This is a genomic window from Flavobacterium sp. KH_035 (genome assembly GCF_057839565.1).
Genome location: NZ_CM174492.1, coordinates 357955 through 374108, shown reverse-complemented (window position 1 = coordinate 374108; position 16154 = coordinate 357955). Strand labels below are relative to the sequence as shown.

The window sequence follows — 16154 nt, the reverse complement described above, 5'->3', positions numbered from 1 at the left end:
GATGAAGAAATTTATTGAATCAATAAGTAATGTTTGGAAAATCGAAGAACTGAAAAATAGAATCTTAATTACTTTAGGATTGCTTTTAGTATATCGTTTTGGTGCACATGTTACGCTTCCTGGAATTGACGCAACTCAATTAACAGGTTTAGCGGGACAAACTAAAAATGGTTTAGGATCTATCCTGGACATGTTTACAGGAGGTGCTTTCTCTAAAGCTTCAGTTTTTGCTTTAGGTATTATGCCTTATATTTCTGCATCTATTGTTGTTCAGTTGATGGGAATTGCGATTCCTTATTTACAAAAACTTCAGAACGATGGAGAGAGTGGTAGAAAAAAGATTAATCAAATCACTCGTTGGTTGACTATAGCTATTACACTGGTTCAAGGTCCAACTTATATCTATAATTTGTATAGAACATTGCCTGGTAGTGCATTCTTACTGGGCTTTAATTCACCTGAATTTTTGTTCTCATCAGTTATCATCTTAGTTACAGGTACAATTTTTGCTATGTGGCTTGGAGAAAAAATTACAGATAAAGGTATTGGAAATGGAATTTCATTATTGATTATGGTTGGTATTTTAGCGCGCTTACCGCAAGCTTTTATACAAGAATTTACGACCAGAGTTACCAATAACAATGGAGGTCCAATGTTGTTAGTTATTGAGATTATTGTGTGGTTATTAGTAATCATTTCTTGTGTGTTGCTTACAATGGCAGTACGCAGAATTCCGGTTCAGTACGCTCGTCGTACAACAACTGGAGATTACGAGCAGGATTTAGCTGGTGGTAATAGACAATGGATTCCTCTTAAGCTTAATGCTTCTGGAGTTATGCCAATCATCTTTGCTCAGGCAATTATGTTTATTCCTGCAGCTGTAGCTGGATTGTCTAAATCAGACACATCACAATCTATTGTTGGTGCGTTTAGTAATATGTTCGGATTTTGGTACAACTTTGTATTTGCAACTTTAATTATTGTATTTACATTCTTTTATACTGCAATCACTGTTCCTACTAACAAAATGGCCGATGATTTAAAAAGAAGTGGTGGTTTTATTCCTGGAGTTCGTCCAGGAGCTGAAACTTCAGACTTCCTTGATAAAGTGATGTCTTTAATAACTTTCCCAGGATCTTTATTCCTTGCTTTGATTGCTGTGTTCCCAGCTATTGTTGTAAGTATTATGGATGTACAACAATCTTGGGCAATGTTTTTTGGAGGTACCTCATTAATAATTATGGTTGGAGTTGCAATAGATACTATTCAACAAATCAATTCATACTTGTTAAACAAGCATTATGATGGTTTAATGAAGACTGGTAAAAATAGAAAAGCGGTAGCTTAATATATTTATGGCAAAACAATCAGCAATAGAACAAGACGGATCAATCATCGAAGCATTATCAAATGCGATGTTCCGTGTAGAGTTAGAAAATGGACATATCGTAATTGCTCATATTTCTGGTAAAATGCGTATGCATTACATCAAGTTATTACCTGGTGATAAAGTGAAACTGGAAATGAGTCCTTATGATTTGTCAAAAGCAAGAATTACTTATCGATATTAAAGGATATTCACTATGAAAGTTAGAGCATCAGTAAAAAAGAGAAGTGCCGAGTGCATTATCGTGCGTAGAAAAGGGAGATTGTACGTAATAAACAAAAAGAATCCTAGATTTAAACAAAGACAAGGATAATTATGGCAAGAATAGCAGGGGTAGATATCCCAAAAAATAAAAGAGGTGTTATAGCACTTACCTATATCTTTGGATTAGGAAGAAGTAGAGCTATTGAGATTTTAGAAAAAGCTCAAGTTAGCCAAGATAAAAAAGTTCAAGATTGGAATGATGACGAGATCGGAGCAATTCGTGATGCTGTTGGATTTTACAAAATTGAAGGAGAATTACGTTCTGAAGTTTCTTTGAACATCAAACGTTTAATGGATATTGGTTGTTACAGAGGTATCCGTCATAGATCTGGTCTTCCGTTAAGAGGGCAAAGAACTAAAAATAACTCTAGAACAAGAAAAGGTAAAAGAAAAACTGTTGCTAACAAGAAAAAAGCAACTAAATAATAAGTAATATGGCTAAAGCAACTGCAAAAAAACGTAAAGTTATCGTTGAATCAACGGGTGAAGCTCATATTTCTGCCACTTTCAACAACATTATCATTTCTTTGACTAATAAGAAAGGTGAAGTTATTTCTTGGTCTTCAGCTGGTAAAATGGGTTTCAGAGGTTCTAAAAAGAACACTCCGTATGCAGCTCAAATGGCAGCAGAAGATTGTAGTAAAGTAGCTCTTGAGGCAGGACTTAAAAAAGTAAAAGTTTATGTTAAAGGACCAGGAAACGGACGTGAGTCTGCTATTCGTTCTATTCATAACGGTGGAATTGAAGTTACAGAGATTATCGATGTTACTCCAATGCCTCACAACGGATGTCGTCCTCCAAAAAGACGTAGAGTTTAATTTTATTTATTCATAGTATAAACAAGGTAGAGCATAGATTATCGAAGGATTTGACCTGAATTCATAATCTCTACCTTAAATTAATTTTTTAGAAATGGCAAGATATACTGGTCCTAAAACTAGAATTGCTCGTAAATTTGGCGAGGCAATCTTCGGAGATGATAAATCTTTCGAAAAAAGAAATTACCCACCTGGACAACACGGGATGGCTAAAAAAAGAGGTAAAAAATCTGAATATGCTGTTCAGTTAATGGAAAAGCAAAAAGCTAAATATTCTTACGGAATTTTAGAAAAACAATTCAGAAATTTATTCAAAAAAGCATCAGCTACTAAAGGTGTTACTGGTGAAGTTCTTTTACAATTATGTGAAGCAAGATTAGATAACGTTGTTTTTAGAATGGGTATTGCTCCTTCTAGAAGAGGTGCTAGACAATTAGTTTCTCACAGACACGTTACTGTAAATGGTGAAGTTGTAAATATCGCTTCTTACCACCTTAAACCTGGTGATAAAGTTGCAGTTCGTGAAAAATCTAAATCTTTAGAAGCTATCGAACGTTCTTTATCAAATTCAAGTCATGTTTATGAATGGATTACTTGGAACAATGATCTTAAAGAAGGAACTTTCGTTTCTGTACCTGCGAGACTTCAAATTCCAGAAAACATTAAAGAACAATTAATCGTAGAGTTGTACAACAAATAATAATTGACTTAGTCGAAATTTATGGCAATATTTAATTTTCAAAAGCCCGATAAAGTTATCATGATCGATTCAACCGATTTTGAAGGTAAATTCGAATTTAGACCTTTGGAACCTGGTTATGGATTGACAGTTGGTAATGCACTTAGAAGAGTTTTGCTTTCAGCATTAGAAGGTTATGCAATTACATCTGTTCGTATCGAAGGTGTAGATCATGAGTTTTCTACTATTTCAGGTGTTGTTGAAGATGTTACCGAAATTATCCTTAATCTAAAACAAGTACGTTTCAAACGTCAAATCGAAGATATCGATAATGAAGCAGTTACAATTTCTGTTTCTGGTAAAGATCAATTAACAGCAGGTGATTTTCAAAAATTTATTTCAGGTTTTCAAGTTCTGAACCCAGACCTTGTTATCTGTAACTTAGATTCTAAAATCAAATTGAACTTCGATTTAACAATCGAAAAAGGTAGAGGATATGTTCCTGCTGAGGAGAACAAAAAACAGAACGCTGCAATTGGTACCATTTTTACAGACTCTATTTTTACTCCGGTAAAAAATGTAAAATATGCAATTGAAAACTTCCGTGTAGAGCAAAAAACAGATTACGAAAAATTAGTTTTTGAAATTAAAACTGATGGATCTATTAATCCAAAAGATGCCCTTACTGAAGCTGCTAAAGTTTTAATTCACCACTTCATGTTATTTTCTGACGAAAGAATTACACTCGAGGCTGACGAAATTGCACAAACAGAATCGTATGATGAAGAGTCATTGCATATGAGACAATTGCTTAAAACTAAGCTTGTTGATATGGATTTATCTGTGAGAGCATTAAATTGCTTGAAAGCGGCTGAAGTTGATACACTTGGTGATTTAGTATCGTTCAATAAAAATGATCTAATGAAATTCCGTAATTTTGGTAAAAAATCTTTAACTGAACTTGATGAACTTGTTGCGGTTAAGAATTTAACTTTCGGAATGGATTTAGCTAAATACAAATTAGATAAAGAATAATTCAATCCGCCACGGCGGATTAAATTTAAAATAGCAATGAGACACGGAAAAAAATTCAATCACTTAAGCAGACAGACTGGACATAGAAAAGCTATGTTGGCTAATATGGCTTGTTCTCTTATTGAGCACAAACGTATTAACACTACTGTTGCTAAAGCTAAAGCGCTTAAACAATTTGTTGAGCCTTTAATCACAAAATCAAAAGAAGATACGACTCACAACCGTCGTATTGTTTTTGCTTACTTACGTAGTAAATATGCGGTAACTGACTTGTTCAGAGACGTAGCTGCTAAAGTTGGAGACCGTCCAGGTGGATACACTCGTATCATTAAAGTTGGAAATCGTTTGGGAGATAATGCTGATATGGCAATGATCGAACTTGTAGATTTCAATGAACTTTACAATGGTGGTAAAAAAGAAGTTAAAAAAGCAAAAAGCCGTCGTGGTGGTAAAGCTAAAAAAGCTGAAGGTACTCCTGAAGCTCCTGCTGCTGAATCAGAAACGACTACTGAAGCTTCTGAATAATTATGAAAGTAATGATTCTATAGAAATCAAGGATAAACTAATTTTTAGTTTATCCTTTTTTTTTTGATTTTTTTTTAGTGAAACCAAGATTTAACTTATTTCAGTATATGGGTTTTATTTTTAGAGATGAAATTTTTAAAAAATTTTGGAAGCACTCTTTTAAAGAAGTAAATTTGCAAAATATCTAATTACAAATGAAAATCCTAAAAGGAATTTCATGAAACAATTAAAAAAAAACAATACAAATTAAAGAATGAAATACACGACACGACAAAGCGCCATTTTATTACTAAGTGATGGGACTATTTTTCACGGAAAATCTATCGGAATTAGCGGTAAGACTTTTGGTGAAGTTTGTTTTAATACAGGAATGACTGGATATCAAGAGATTTTTACAGATCCTTCTTATTTTGGCCAGATAATGGTTGCTACTAATACTCATATTGGAAATTATGGTGTTAATGATTCTGAAGTTGAATCAGAGAGCATCAAAATAGCCGGTTTGGTTTGTAAAAATTTTAGCTTTAATTATTCCAGAGAAGATGCGTCAGGTAGCTTGGAAGATTATTTTATAAAGCAAAACTTAATTTGTATTTCTGATGTTGATACAAGAGCTCTTGTAAGTTATATTCGTGACAATGGGGCAATGAATGCCGTTATTTGTACAGATGGTACTTCGATTGAAGAATTAAAAAAGGAGTTGGCTAATGTGCCGAATATGGAAGGTTTAGAGTTGGCATCAAAAGTTTCAACTACTGAATCTTATTTTTTTGGAGATGAAAATGCTACTTATAAAATATCTGCCTTAGATCTAGGAATTAAGAAAAATATCCTGAGAAATCTGGCGAAGAGAGATTGTTACATTAAGGTGTTTCCATACAACTCAACTTATAAAGATTTAGCTGAGTTTAATCCGGATGGCTACTTTTTATCAAACGGACCTGGAGATCCGGATCCGCTTTTTGGAGCTATTGAAGTGGCAAAAGAAATTTTAGCTAATGATAAGCCTTTGTTTGGAATTTGCTTAGGACATCAAATAATTGCTTTGGCGAATGGAGTTCAGACATATAAGATGTTTAACGGTCATCGTGGAATTAATCACCCAGTTAAAAATTTGATTACGGGTAAAGGTGAGATAACTTCACAAAATCATGGTTTTGCTGTAAAAAAAGAGCAGTTGGACAATCACCCGGAGTTGGAAATTACGCATTTGCATTTAAATGATCAAACAGTTGCGGGTATGCGCATGAAGAGTAAGAATTGTTTTTCAGTACAATACCATCCGGAAGCAAGTCCGGGCCCTCACGATTCGTCGTATTTGTTTGATCAGTTTGTCGAGAATATAAAAGAAGTTACTGCTAAAACGATGTAGTTAATAAATAAAGATGTTTATTAGTTAGAATACGTTTTTACTATTAAATATTTTTATAATTTCGAAAAAAAAATATAATTTATTAATAAAAAAATAAAAATAATGAGTATTATAATTAAAGTTCACGCAAGACAAATTCTTGATTCCAGAGGTAATCCTACTATTGAAGTTGATGTTGTAACTGAAAATGGCGTTTTAGGTAGAGCTGCAGTTCCATCTGGGGCATCAACGGGAGAGCATGAAGCTGTTGAATTACGTGACGGAGGTAAAGCTTATCTTGGAAAAGGAGTTTTGAATGCAGTGAACAATGTAAATACTGTTATTGCTGAAGAGTTAGTGGGTACTTCTGTTTTCGAACAAAACACGATCGACCAGTTAATGATTGATTTAGATGGTACTCCTAACAAATCTAAATTAGGTGCTAATGCTATTTTAGGAGTTTCTTTGGCTGCTGCCAAAGCTGCTGCTAATGAATTAGGATTGCCATTATACAGATATGTAGGTGGGGTTTCTGCTAATACATTACCTGTGCCAATGATGAATATCATCAATGGAGGTTCTCATTCTGATGCGCCTATCGCATTTCAGGAATTTATGATTTTCCCTGTGAAAGCAACTTCTTTTACACATGCTATGCAAATGGGAACTGAAATATTCCATAGCTTGAAAAAAGTATTACATGATAGAGGTTTAAGTACGGCTGTAGGTGACGAAGGTGGTTTTGCACCAAATTTAGCCGGTGGTACTGAAGATGCTTTAGATACGATTAAGTTGGCAGTTGAAAAAGCTGGATATTCTTTCGGTGACGAAATTATGATTGCTCTTGACTGTGCTGCTTCTGAATTTTACGTAAACGGAAAATACGATTACACTAAATTTGAAGGTGAGACTGGAAAAATCAGAACTTCTGAAGAGCAGGCTGATTACTTAGCTGAATTGGCTGCTAAATATCCAATTATCTCTATCGAAGATGGTATGTATGAAGATGACTGGGATGGATGGAAATATCTAACAGATAAAATTGGGGATAAAGTGCAATTGGTAGGTGACGATTTGTTTGTAACTAATGTTGCTCGTTTATCTACAGGAATTGAAAAAGGTATCGCAAATTCAATTTTAGTAAAAGTAAACCAAATTGGTACTTTAACTGAAACGATTGCAGCTGTAAATATGGCTAAAAATGCCGGATATACTTCAGTAATGTCGCACCGTTCAGGAGAAACAGAAGATAATACAATTGCTGACTTAGCAGTTGCTTTAAACTGTGGGCAAATTAAAACAGGTTCTGCTTCCCGTTCTGATCGTATGGCAAAATACAATCAATTATTAAGAATCGAAGAAGAGTTAGGAAGTACAGCTTATTTCCCTGGTCTAAATGCTTTTAAGATTAAATAATTGTAAGAGTTATATATTAAATTTAAACCATCTGCCGCGGCGGATGGTTTTTTTTTGGAGTTTTAACAAATTCATAGCAGGATTCTTTTTTTAATTAGTCTTAAATTCCTTAGATTTGATAAATTATTATTTTAAAGATTTATTTCCGATATATTATGTCAAAAATAGCTACATTAGAAGTAGATGGTCAAAAAATTGAACTTCCGGTAATCACGGGGAGTGAAAATGAATCAGCTATCGATATTAACAAATTACGTGATTTAACAGGTATTATTACCTTAGACCCTGGATATAAGAATTCGGGTTCTTGTAAGAGTGAAATTACTTTCTTAGATGGAGAATTAGGTATTTTGCGTTACAGAGGATATTCAATTGAAGATGTTGCTGAAAAAGCAAGCTTCTTAGAAGTGTCTTATCTTTTAATTTTTGGAGAATTGCCAACAGCTAAGGAATTAGAGCAATTTGAAAATGGTATCAAAAAACATACTTTGGTAAACGAAGAAATGAAAAATATCATTGATGGTTTTCCAAAAACAGCCCACCCAATGGGAGTTTTATCTGCTTTGACTAGTGCTTTAACGGCATTTAATCCAAAAGCGGTAAATGTTGAAAACGAGAAAGAAATGTACGAAGCCATTTGTAAAACAATGGGTAAGTTTCTTGTAATCGCAACATGGACTTATAGAAAGACTATGGGGTATCCGTTGAATTATTATGATAATACAACTGGTTACGTTGAAAATTTCATGCAATTAATGTTTAAATTGCCTACAGGGCCTTACTCTGCTAGTCCTATCGTAATTGATGCATTAGATAAATTGTTTATTCTTCATGCAGATCACGAACAAAATTGTTCTACGTCTACAGTAAGAATGGTAGGTTCATCTCACGCTGGTTTATTTGCTTCTATTTCTGCAGGAGTTTCTGCGCTTTGGGGGCCTCTACACGGAGGTGCAAATCAGGCAGTACTTGAAATGTTGGAAGAAATCAACAAAGATGGTGGAGATACTGAAAAATTCTTAGCAAAAGCAAAAGATAAAAACGATCCTTTCCGTTTAATGGGATTTGGTCATAGAGTTTACAAAAGCTTCGATCCGAGAGCAAAAATCATCAAAAAAGCAGCTAAAGAAGTAATGGATACTTTAGGTGTTGAAGATCCGATTTTGGAAATTGCTAAAAAATTAGAGGCAGCAGCTCTTGAAGATGAGTACTTCAAATCAAGAAATTTATATCCAAATGTTGACTTCTATTCTGGAATTATCTACAGAGCATTAGGGATCCCAACAGATATGTTTACTGTAATGTTTGCTATCGGAAGATTACCAGGCTGGATCGCGCAATGGAAAGAAATGCGTGAGAACAAGGAGCCAATTGGCCGACCAAGACAAATTTACACTGGACACCCGTTGAGAGAGTTTAAGTCAAACAAATAAAAAAAATTAAAGCTTCACTTAACTGTGAAGCTTTTTTTATCTTTGCTCAAAATACAATATAGTTATGTTGCAATTAAATATAAAGAACGAAACGTCAAGGCTGCGAGCAGTAGTTTTGGGTTCTGCAGTTCATAATGGGCCAACTCCAACTTTAGAGGAAGCTTATGATCCTAAATCGTTGGAACATATTAAAGCAGGGACTTATCCTGTCGAAAAAGATATGGTTGCCGAAATGGATGCTTTTAATGCTGTTTTTCAAAAATATGATGTAAAAGTGTATCGTCCTGAAATGATTGAAAATTACAATCAAATTTTTGCGAGGGATATTGGTTTTGTGATTGATGATACTTTTGTAAAATCAAATATCCTACCGGACAGAGAACGTGAGTTGGATGCGATTCAGTATATAATAGATCAGATGGATCCTTTAAAAGTGGTTCGTCCGCCAGAGGAAGTTCATATTGAAGGAGGAGATGTTATGTTGTGGAACGATCATGTTTTTATTGGAACATATAAAGGGAGTGATTATAAAGATTACATTACAGCAAGAACGAATATGCATGGTGTAGATTTTATAAAAGAATTGTTTCCTAATAAAATTGTCAAAGAGTTCGATTTAGTGAAATCTAAATTGGAAGCTCGTGACAATGCTTTGCATTTGGATTGTTGTTTTCAGCCTGTTGGAAAAGATAAAGGGATTATTTATAAGAGGGGTTTTCGTGAAGAAGCTGATTATTTGTATTTGGTGAACCTTTTCGGAATGGAAAATTTATTTCATATTGAAAGGAATGAGATGTACAATATGTTCTCAAATGTATTTTCGATTGATGAAAATGTAGTGGTTTCTGAGAAAAATTTTACCCGTTTGAACAATTGGTTACGTTCTAATGGTTTTATTGTGGAAGAAATTCCATACGCAGAAATTGCAAAACAAGAAGGATTGTTGAGATGTTCGACTTTGCCATTAATAAGAGATTAAGAGTTTCGAGTTTCAGGTTGCATGTTTAATTAACATGAAATCTGAAACTTGAAATAAAAAAAGATATAAAATGAAACAAACTACAAATGCAATTGTAATGATTCGGCCAGTTGCTTTCAGAATGAATGAGCAAACGGCAGTGAACAATTATTACCAAAAGGTATTGGACGGACTTTTGCCGAGTACAGTAAACGCAAAAGCACAGCAGGAATTTGATGACTTTGTTGAGAAGCTTAGAGCAGTTGGAGTAGATGTTACTGTTGTTGAGGATACGATGGAAACAGATACCCCAGACAGTATTTTTCCAAATAACTGGATTTCATTTCATGAAAATGGAGATGTAGCTTTGTATCCAATGTTTGCAGAAAATCGTCGTCAGGAACGTCGTGAAGATATTCTGGATACACTTGAAGAGAAAGGCTTCGAAATTGCTAATATAGTCGATTATACATCGGCAGAAGAAGATGGTTTTTTCTTAGAGGGAACCGGAAGTTTACTGTTAGATCGTGCAAATGGAAAAGCATATTGTGCTTTGTCTCCTCGTGCTGACGAAGAGCTGTTTATTGAATTCTGTGAAGATTTTGATTATGCCCCTGTTATTTTTGAAGCTTTTCAAACTGTTGATGGAGAACGTAAATTGATTTATCATACGAATGTAATGATGTGTTTGGGTGAAACTTTTGCTGTTATCTGTGCAGATTGTATTGATGACAAAAAAGAACGTAAAATGGTTCTTGAAAATCTAAAAGCAGACAAAAAGGAAGTTATCCTGATTACAGAGGCACAAGTCAATAATTTTGCGGGTAACATGCTTGAAGTTCGAGGGGCAGATGACAAGAAGTATATTGTGATGAGCGCATCTGCACATCAGAGCCTGACTCCAAAACAAATTGCACAGTTAGAAAATCATGCTGAAATTTTAAGTTCGAGTTTAGATACTATTGAGGCTTGCGGAGGTGGAAGTGCCAGATGTATGATGGCTGAAGTGTTTTTGCCGAGAAGTTAGAATAAAACTTTTAAATATATAAAAAGGGGATAAAACATTGTTTTATCCCCTTTCTGTTAGATGTTGTAAAGTAGGTCTTACATCAGATTTCCTTTAACGATATTGATGATAGAACTAACGATGTATTGAATTCCAATTGAAATTACGATAAAACCAACAATTCGTGATATGGCTACAATTCCTGAAGCACCAAGTATTCTGGCTAAATAATGGGCGCTTTTAAGGATAGCGAAAATAGTAAATGCAATTGCCAAGATAGCTGAGCATGAAATTATAATTTCATTTATTCCGTGATGTTCCTGATAAAAGGCAATTAATAAAGACATCGATCCCGGGCCGGCAAGCATTGGTATTGCCAGCGGCGTTAAAGCGATGTCGTTTCTTTGTTGTGCATCAGTTTCAATTTTTTTATTGATTCCTCGTTTTTTATTGAATTTTCCTGAAAGTAAAGAAAAACCAGAATTTACAATTACAATTCCGCCTGCAATTCGTAAAGCATCAATACTAATTCCGAAAAAAGTTAAAACATACTGACCGATAAAATAAGAAACCAGTAAAATGATTCCAACATTTATCGCGGTCCAAAGAGAAATCCGTGAACGTTCTTTTTGAGAATCATGTTGTGTTAAACCCACAAAAATGGGGACCGTTCCGATCGGGTTCAAGACAGAAAAGAGAGCTGCAAATAAATAAATGAATAAATCCATAGTGTTTAGGTTAGTGCCGTAAAAATAGACATTTTTTGAAACTTCAGGATAAAATCGTACACGGATATTGTTTTTTATTACAGTTAATTCTAAATCGATAACCTAGAAATAAGCTCATTCTTTTTGATTACTTTTGCAGTATATTTAAAAATAATGAAAAATAAGAAAACCCTTGTTCTTGGTGCTACTACAAAACCGGAACGCTACGCTTTCAGAGCTATAAATATGTTAGTTGAAAAAGGACATACTGTTTTGGCAATTGGTCAGAATACAGGTGAAGTTGCCGGTGTGAAGATACATACGAAAACAATCCCTGTGAAAAATATTGATACTGTAACTTTGTATTTGAATCCTGCCCGTCAGCGTGACTATTACAATTACATTATAGAAGCACAGCCCAAAAGAGTTGTTTTTAATCCCGGTACAGAAAATCCGGAATTTTATCAATTGTTAGAATTGAATAATATTAAGAGGGAAGTAGCCTGTACTTTGGTTTTATTGGCTACAAATCAATATTAATCTTTTTGTTTTTGACCTTTAAAAAGATAGAAAACTCAATTTTAATAGGATCTGAAAAGAAGTATTAATGTATTACTTTTGTCGTCATGGAATTTTCATCAAAATTAATAGAAAAAGCAGTTAGCGAAATGTCTCAGTTACCTGGAATAGGTAAGCGTACGGCATTGCGATTAGTATTGCATTTGTTGAAACAACCTAGAGAACAAACTGGCTTTTTGTCGCAGGCACTATTAAATATGCGTGAGAATATTAAATTCTGTGAAAATTGCCATAATATTTCAGATACAAAAGTCTGCGAAATTTGTGCCAATGTATCACGTAATCATCAAACGATTTGTGTTGTTGAGGATATTCGTGACGTTATGGCGATTGAAAATACGGGCCAGTATAAGGGAGTTTATCATGTGTTGGGAGGGAAAATTTCTCCAATTGAAGGAGTTGGTCCCAGTCAGTTAAATATTTCAAGTCTGGTTGAAAAAGTAAAAGCCGGCAAAGTTGTAGAGATCATCTTCGCACTCAGCTCAACAATGGAAGGAGATACAACTAATTTTTATATTTATAAACAAATTGCTGAATCAGAAATCATAATTTCTACAATTGCTAGAGGAATTTCGGTAGGGGATGAATTGGAGTATGCAGACGAAATTACGCTTGGACGAAGTATTTTGCATCGGGTTCCATTCGAAAAAACTTTCAAAAACAACTAAATAAGCTCAAATAACGCTTAGATTTTCTGAAGATTAAAGGAAAAACTATATTTGCGATAAAATTTCACTAATGACAAAAAACGGCTTTTATATCCTGCTACTAATTAGTATACTATTTACATCTTGTATTCCTGTTAAAGACATGGTTTATTTGCAGGATAAAAATAACTCCGGAGAACAGAGTAATATTGCTGCTGTGGAGTCTAAGCCTTACAGATTACAAGTAAACGATGTTTTGAGTATTGATATAAAAGCAATTGATCCTAAGTTAGTTTCGATTTTTAATACAACTGATAATGCTTCTTCAGGAGCTGGGAAATCAGAATCTGGTTTATATTTCAATGGATTTACTGTTGATGATCATGGTAATATCAGAATGCCGGTTTTAGGAGAAATTAATGTTATTGGCTACACTCTTGACGAGGTTCGTGTTCGAATTGAAAAGAAATTATTGGAAGAATATTTTAAAAGTGAAGCTAATATTTTTGTTACGGTGAAATTAGCAGGTTTTAGATATACGATAAATGGAGAAGTAGGAAGCACCGGAACTAAAACGCTGTTTCAGGGGCATGTAAATATTATGGAAGCTATTGCAAACGCAGGAGATATCACCATTACAGGTAATAGAAAAGCGGTAACTGTAATTCGTCAATCCCCAACGGGTGTGCAAATGCAAGATATAGATCTGACGGATATAAACGTGATGAAATCGCCTTATTATTATCTGCAGCCTAACGATTATATTTATGTAAAACCAGTCAAACAAAAATCTTGGGGAACAGGAAAAACCGGGATAGAGTCTATCACAACAATTATTGCGGTTTTGTCTTTGGCAACAACAGTGTTTTTATTGCTTAAAAACTAAAAATAAATTCAAAAGATGTTAGATATAAAAGATTTTTCCATTTTTGAAAATCACTCAAATTTTGATTTTAAAGGATTCTTGCTGAAAATAGCCAGTTATTGGAAATTGTTCTTAATCAGTTTGATAGTTGCTTTTGCTATCGCGTATCAGGTAAACATTCGTAAAGAAAAAATTTACGGAATGCAGACTATGGTTTCAATTAAGGAAGAAAGAAACCCTTTTTTTACATCCAATACAAGTTTAGTTTTTAATTGGGGTGGCGTTTCAGATCAGGTAAATGGAATAACAACGGTCATACAATCTAGATCACACAACGAGTTAGTTGTAGATAAATTACAGTTTTATATCGATTATCTTGTTCAGGGAAAATACAATTTAGTTGACTCTTATGGTGCGGTTCCTTTTTATGTGAAAATTGACAAAACAAAAGGACAGCTTGCTAATACATTGATTGGTATTAAGTTTTTGAGTCCGAATGAATATGAAATTAGAATTCCGTTTGAAGGTAATTCGGCATCATTAATTACTTACTCCGATAATGCTTATAGTAATACTGCTATTCAGCCCAAAGAATATACAAGAAGATGCAAAGTAGGAGAACAAGTTGAACTTCCTTTCTTAAATTGGAGTTTACAGATAAATGATAATCCGGGTTTTTATACCGGAAACGAGTATTTCGTTCGATTTAATGATTTTGACGGAACAGTATCACGTTATAGAGGAGTAAGTGTTGATTCTGATGATAAAGGCGGTTCAATCCTGACTCTTGGAATGCAAGGGACGAATAAAGCCAGAATGGTTGAATATTTGAATTCGACAGTAAAAATGTTAATCAAAATTCAGCTTGACGGGAAAAATCAGTTTGCGACAAATACCATCCGATTTATCGATAGTACTCTTATTGCTATGGAAATGCAATTGAAGCAAACAGGCAATGAGTTGAAATCGTTCAGAAAAGATAAAAATATCTATGAAATCGAAGGAGGAGGAGCTAAGGTTTCGGATAAAATAATGGATTTTGATGTTGAAAAAGATCAGGTCACGAGGAAAATTGCCTATTATAATTCTTTAAAATCGTATCTTAATAATAGCACAGATTATTCAAGATTACCGGCCCCTACGGTAGCAGGGATTGAAGATCCGAATGTTGTTGTAAGTGTTTCAAAGCTTATTGCACTTTCAACACAAAGATCAGAAATGGCTTATGCAGTAAAAAGCGATAAGATTTTTAAAGATTTTGACAATCAGATGCAAGCTATAAAAAGTGTTTTGTTAGAGAATATAGCTTCTGCAAAAGGCTCGTTATTGACGGATTTAGCTATGGTAAATGCTAAAATAGGTCAGGCAGAAAGTACGGTAAAAAAACTTCCGGAAGAACAACAAGAGTTATTGAAGATTCAAAGAAAATATGATCTAAGTGATAATATCTATACTGAGTTTCTGAAGAAAAGAAATGAAGCTGAAATTGTAAAAGCATCAAATTTATCGGACATTCATTTTATTGATCCTGCCAAAGATATTGGAGGTGGATTAATTGGTCCCAAAACTTCTGTGAATTATGTGTTGGCCTTGTTCTTGGGGACATTAATTCCGTTGTTGTTTGTTTTTGGGATTTTCTTTGTAAACAACTCGATTCAGAATACTGAAGATGTTAGCAAATTGACGCAAATACCATTAATTGGAATTATTGGGATAAACAAAGATTCATTGAGTTTGGCAGTTTTTGACAAACCAAAATCGGCTTTGTCTGAAGCGTTTAGGGCTATTCGTTCTTCGTTGCAGTTTTTGTATAAAAAGCAACAGGTAAGTGGTTCAAAAACTTTAATGATTACTTCTTCGATAAGTGGGGAAGGAAAAACATTTTGTTCAATAAATATTGCTACAGTATTTGCTTTAAGTGAAAAGAAAACTGTAATTCTTGGTTTGGATTTGAGAAAACCCAGATTAGCAGATGAATTTAATTTAAAAAATCAAATAGGTGTTGTTAATTATCTCATTAAACAAAATAGTTTAAATGAAATTACAAACCAGACGCAGATTCCAAATTTGGACGTTATACTCTCAGGTCCAATTCCGCCAAATCCTTCGGAACTTATTTTAAGTGACGCAATGAAGGAATTGATTCTGGAACTGAAACAAAAATATGATTATATTATTTTGGATACACCTCCGGTTGGGTTGGTTTCGGATGCATTAGAGCTAGCACAATTTGCAGATGTGACTCTGTACATAGTAAGGCAGAATTATACCAAGAAGGATATGATCACTTTGCTGAATACCAGAGTTAAAAGAGGCGAGCTGAATAATGCTAGTATTGTTTTAAATGGTTATGAGAATAAAGCGAAATACGGCGCAGCTTATGGCTATGGTTATGGCGCTTATGCAAATGGTTACCATGATGAGGAAGTGAAAGTAAATTTTTGGGACAGTATTGTGAAGAAATTCAATAAAAAATAATTCGAA

At 34.1% G+C, this 16154-nt stretch carries 18 protein-coding genes; 17 read left to right on the top strand and 1 reads right to left on the bottom strand.

Going from position 1 to position 16154, the window contains the following annotated elements; translation table 11 throughout:
• Position 1 precedes the first annotated feature (1 nt).
• The 13 genes from secY to ctlX all read left to right on the top strand — a co-directional run bounded on the left by secY (position 2) and on the right by ctlX (position 10893).
• Positions 2-1348, top strand: a complete 1347-nt coding sequence (gene secY / locus AC3IS6_RS01770; RefSeq protein WP_017495008.1) for a preprotein translocase subunit SecY — start codon at positions 2-4, stop codon at positions 1346-1348.
• Positions 1349-1355: 7 nt separating this feature from the next.
• Entirely contained in the window at positions 1356-1571 is a 216-nt protein-coding gene (gene infA, locus AC3IS6_RS01765; protein WP_007136545.1) for a translation initiation factor IF-1, read from the top strand.
• Positions 1572-1583: 12 nt separating this feature from the next.
• Positions 1584-1700 (top strand): type B 50S ribosomal protein L36, encoded by a 117-nt coding sequence (ykgO, locus tag AC3IS6_RS01760; protein ID WP_002987490.1) that lies wholly within the window; start codon positions 1584-1586, stop codon positions 1698-1700.
• Positions 1701-1702: 2 nt separating this feature from the next.
• Positions 1703-2077 (top strand): 30S ribosomal protein S13, encoded by a 375-nt coding sequence (gene rpsM / locus AC3IS6_RS01755; protein ID WP_031456033.1) that lies wholly within the window; start codon positions 1703-1705, stop codon positions 2075-2077.
• An 8-nt stretch (positions 2078-2085) separates the two neighbouring features.
• Positions 2086-2469, top strand: a complete 384-nt coding sequence (rpsK, locus tag AC3IS6_RS01750; protein WP_007803677.1) for a 30S ribosomal protein S11 — start codon at positions 2086-2088, stop codon at positions 2467-2469.
• A 94-nt stretch (positions 2470-2563) separates the two neighbouring features.
• On the top strand, positions 2564-3169 hold the full coding sequence (gene rpsD / locus AC3IS6_RS01745) for a 30S ribosomal protein S4 (protein WP_026982953.1): 606 nt from the start codon (positions 2564-2566) through the stop codon (positions 3167-3169).
• A gap of 21 nt (positions 3170-3190) precedes the next feature.
• Positions 3191-4183, top strand: coding sequence for a DNA-directed RNA polymerase subunit alpha (locus tag AC3IS6_RS01740; RefSeq protein ID WP_026109818.1), 993 nt, complete (start codon positions 3191-3193; stop codon positions 4181-4183).
• A 36-nt stretch (positions 4184-4219) separates the two neighbouring features.
• Positions 4220-4708 carry a 50S ribosomal protein L17 gene (rplQ, locus tag AC3IS6_RS01735; protein WP_017495007.1) on the top strand — a complete coding sequence of 163 codons (489 nt, stop codon included), beginning with the start codon at positions 4220-4222 and terminating at the stop codon, positions 4706-4708.
• A gap of 253 nt (positions 4709-4961) precedes the next feature.
• Positions 4962-6080 carry a glutamine-hydrolyzing carbamoyl-phosphate synthase small subunit gene (gene carA / locus AC3IS6_RS01730; RefSeq protein ID WP_489163118.1) on the top strand — a complete coding sequence of 373 codons (1119 nt, stop codon included), beginning with the start codon at positions 4962-4964 and terminating at the stop codon, positions 6078-6080.
• Between the two features lie 102 nt (positions 6081-6182).
• Positions 6183-7475 (top strand): phosphopyruvate hydratase, encoded by a 1293-nt coding sequence (eno, locus tag AC3IS6_RS01725; RefSeq protein WP_173967243.1) that lies wholly within the window; start codon positions 6183-6185, stop codon positions 7473-7475.
• A 155-nt stretch (positions 7476-7630) separates the two neighbouring features.
• Positions 7631-8908 (top strand): citrate synthase, encoded by a 1278-nt coding sequence (locus AC3IS6_RS01720; RefSeq protein ID WP_173967244.1) that lies wholly within the window; start codon positions 7631-7633, stop codon positions 8906-8908.
• Between the two features lie 64 nt (positions 8909-8972).
• On the top strand, positions 8973-9887 hold the full coding sequence (locus tag AC3IS6_RS01715) for a dimethylarginine dimethylaminohydrolase family protein (RefSeq protein ID WP_489163115.1): 915 nt from the start codon (positions 8973-8975) through the stop codon (positions 9885-9887).
• Positions 9888-9957: 70 nt separating this feature from the next.
• Positions 9958-10893: a citrulline utilization hydrolase CtlX gene (gene ctlX / locus AC3IS6_RS01710; RefSeq protein WP_489163113.1), complete on the top strand. Its 936-nt coding sequence runs from the start codon at positions 9958-9960 to the stop codon at positions 10891-10893.
• A gap of 77 nt (positions 10894-10970) precedes the next feature.
• Here ctlX and AC3IS6_RS01705 read toward each other — a convergent pair whose 3' ends face one another.
• Complete coding sequence (locus AC3IS6_RS01705) at positions 10971-11600, bottom strand: MarC family protein (protein WP_173967247.1); 630 nt, start codon at positions 11598-11600, stop codon at positions 10971-10973.
• 153 nt (positions 11601-11753) lie between these two features.
• Here AC3IS6_RS01705 and AC3IS6_RS01700 point away from each other — a divergent pair, with 153 nt between their 5' ends.
• The 4 genes from AC3IS6_RS01700 (at position 11754) to AC3IS6_RS01685 (ending at position 16148) form a co-directional block, all read left to right on the top strand.
• Entirely contained in the window at positions 11754-12119 is a 366-nt protein-coding gene (locus AC3IS6_RS01700) for a CoA-binding protein (protein WP_489163111.1), read from the top strand.
• 86 nt (positions 12120-12205) lie between these two features.
• Positions 12206-12826 (top strand): recombination mediator RecR, encoded by a 621-nt coding sequence (gene recR / locus AC3IS6_RS01695; RefSeq protein WP_489163110.1) that lies wholly within the window; start codon positions 12206-12208, stop codon positions 12824-12826.
• A 70-nt stretch (positions 12827-12896) separates the two neighbouring features.
• The gene (locus AC3IS6_RS01690; RefSeq protein ID WP_489163108.1) at positions 12897-13691 is read left to right on the top strand and encodes a polysaccharide biosynthesis/export family protein; all 795 of its coding nucleotides are present in this window, start codon (positions 12897-12899) and stop codon (positions 13689-13691) included.
• 15 nt (positions 13692-13706) lie between these two features.
• Positions 13707-16148 carry an exopolysaccharide transport family protein gene (locus tag AC3IS6_RS01685; protein ID WP_489163106.1) on the top strand — a complete coding sequence of 814 codons (2442 nt, stop codon included), beginning with the start codon at positions 13707-13709 and terminating at the stop codon, positions 16146-16148.
• The last annotated feature ends 6 nt before the right edge of the window (positions 16149-16154 follow it).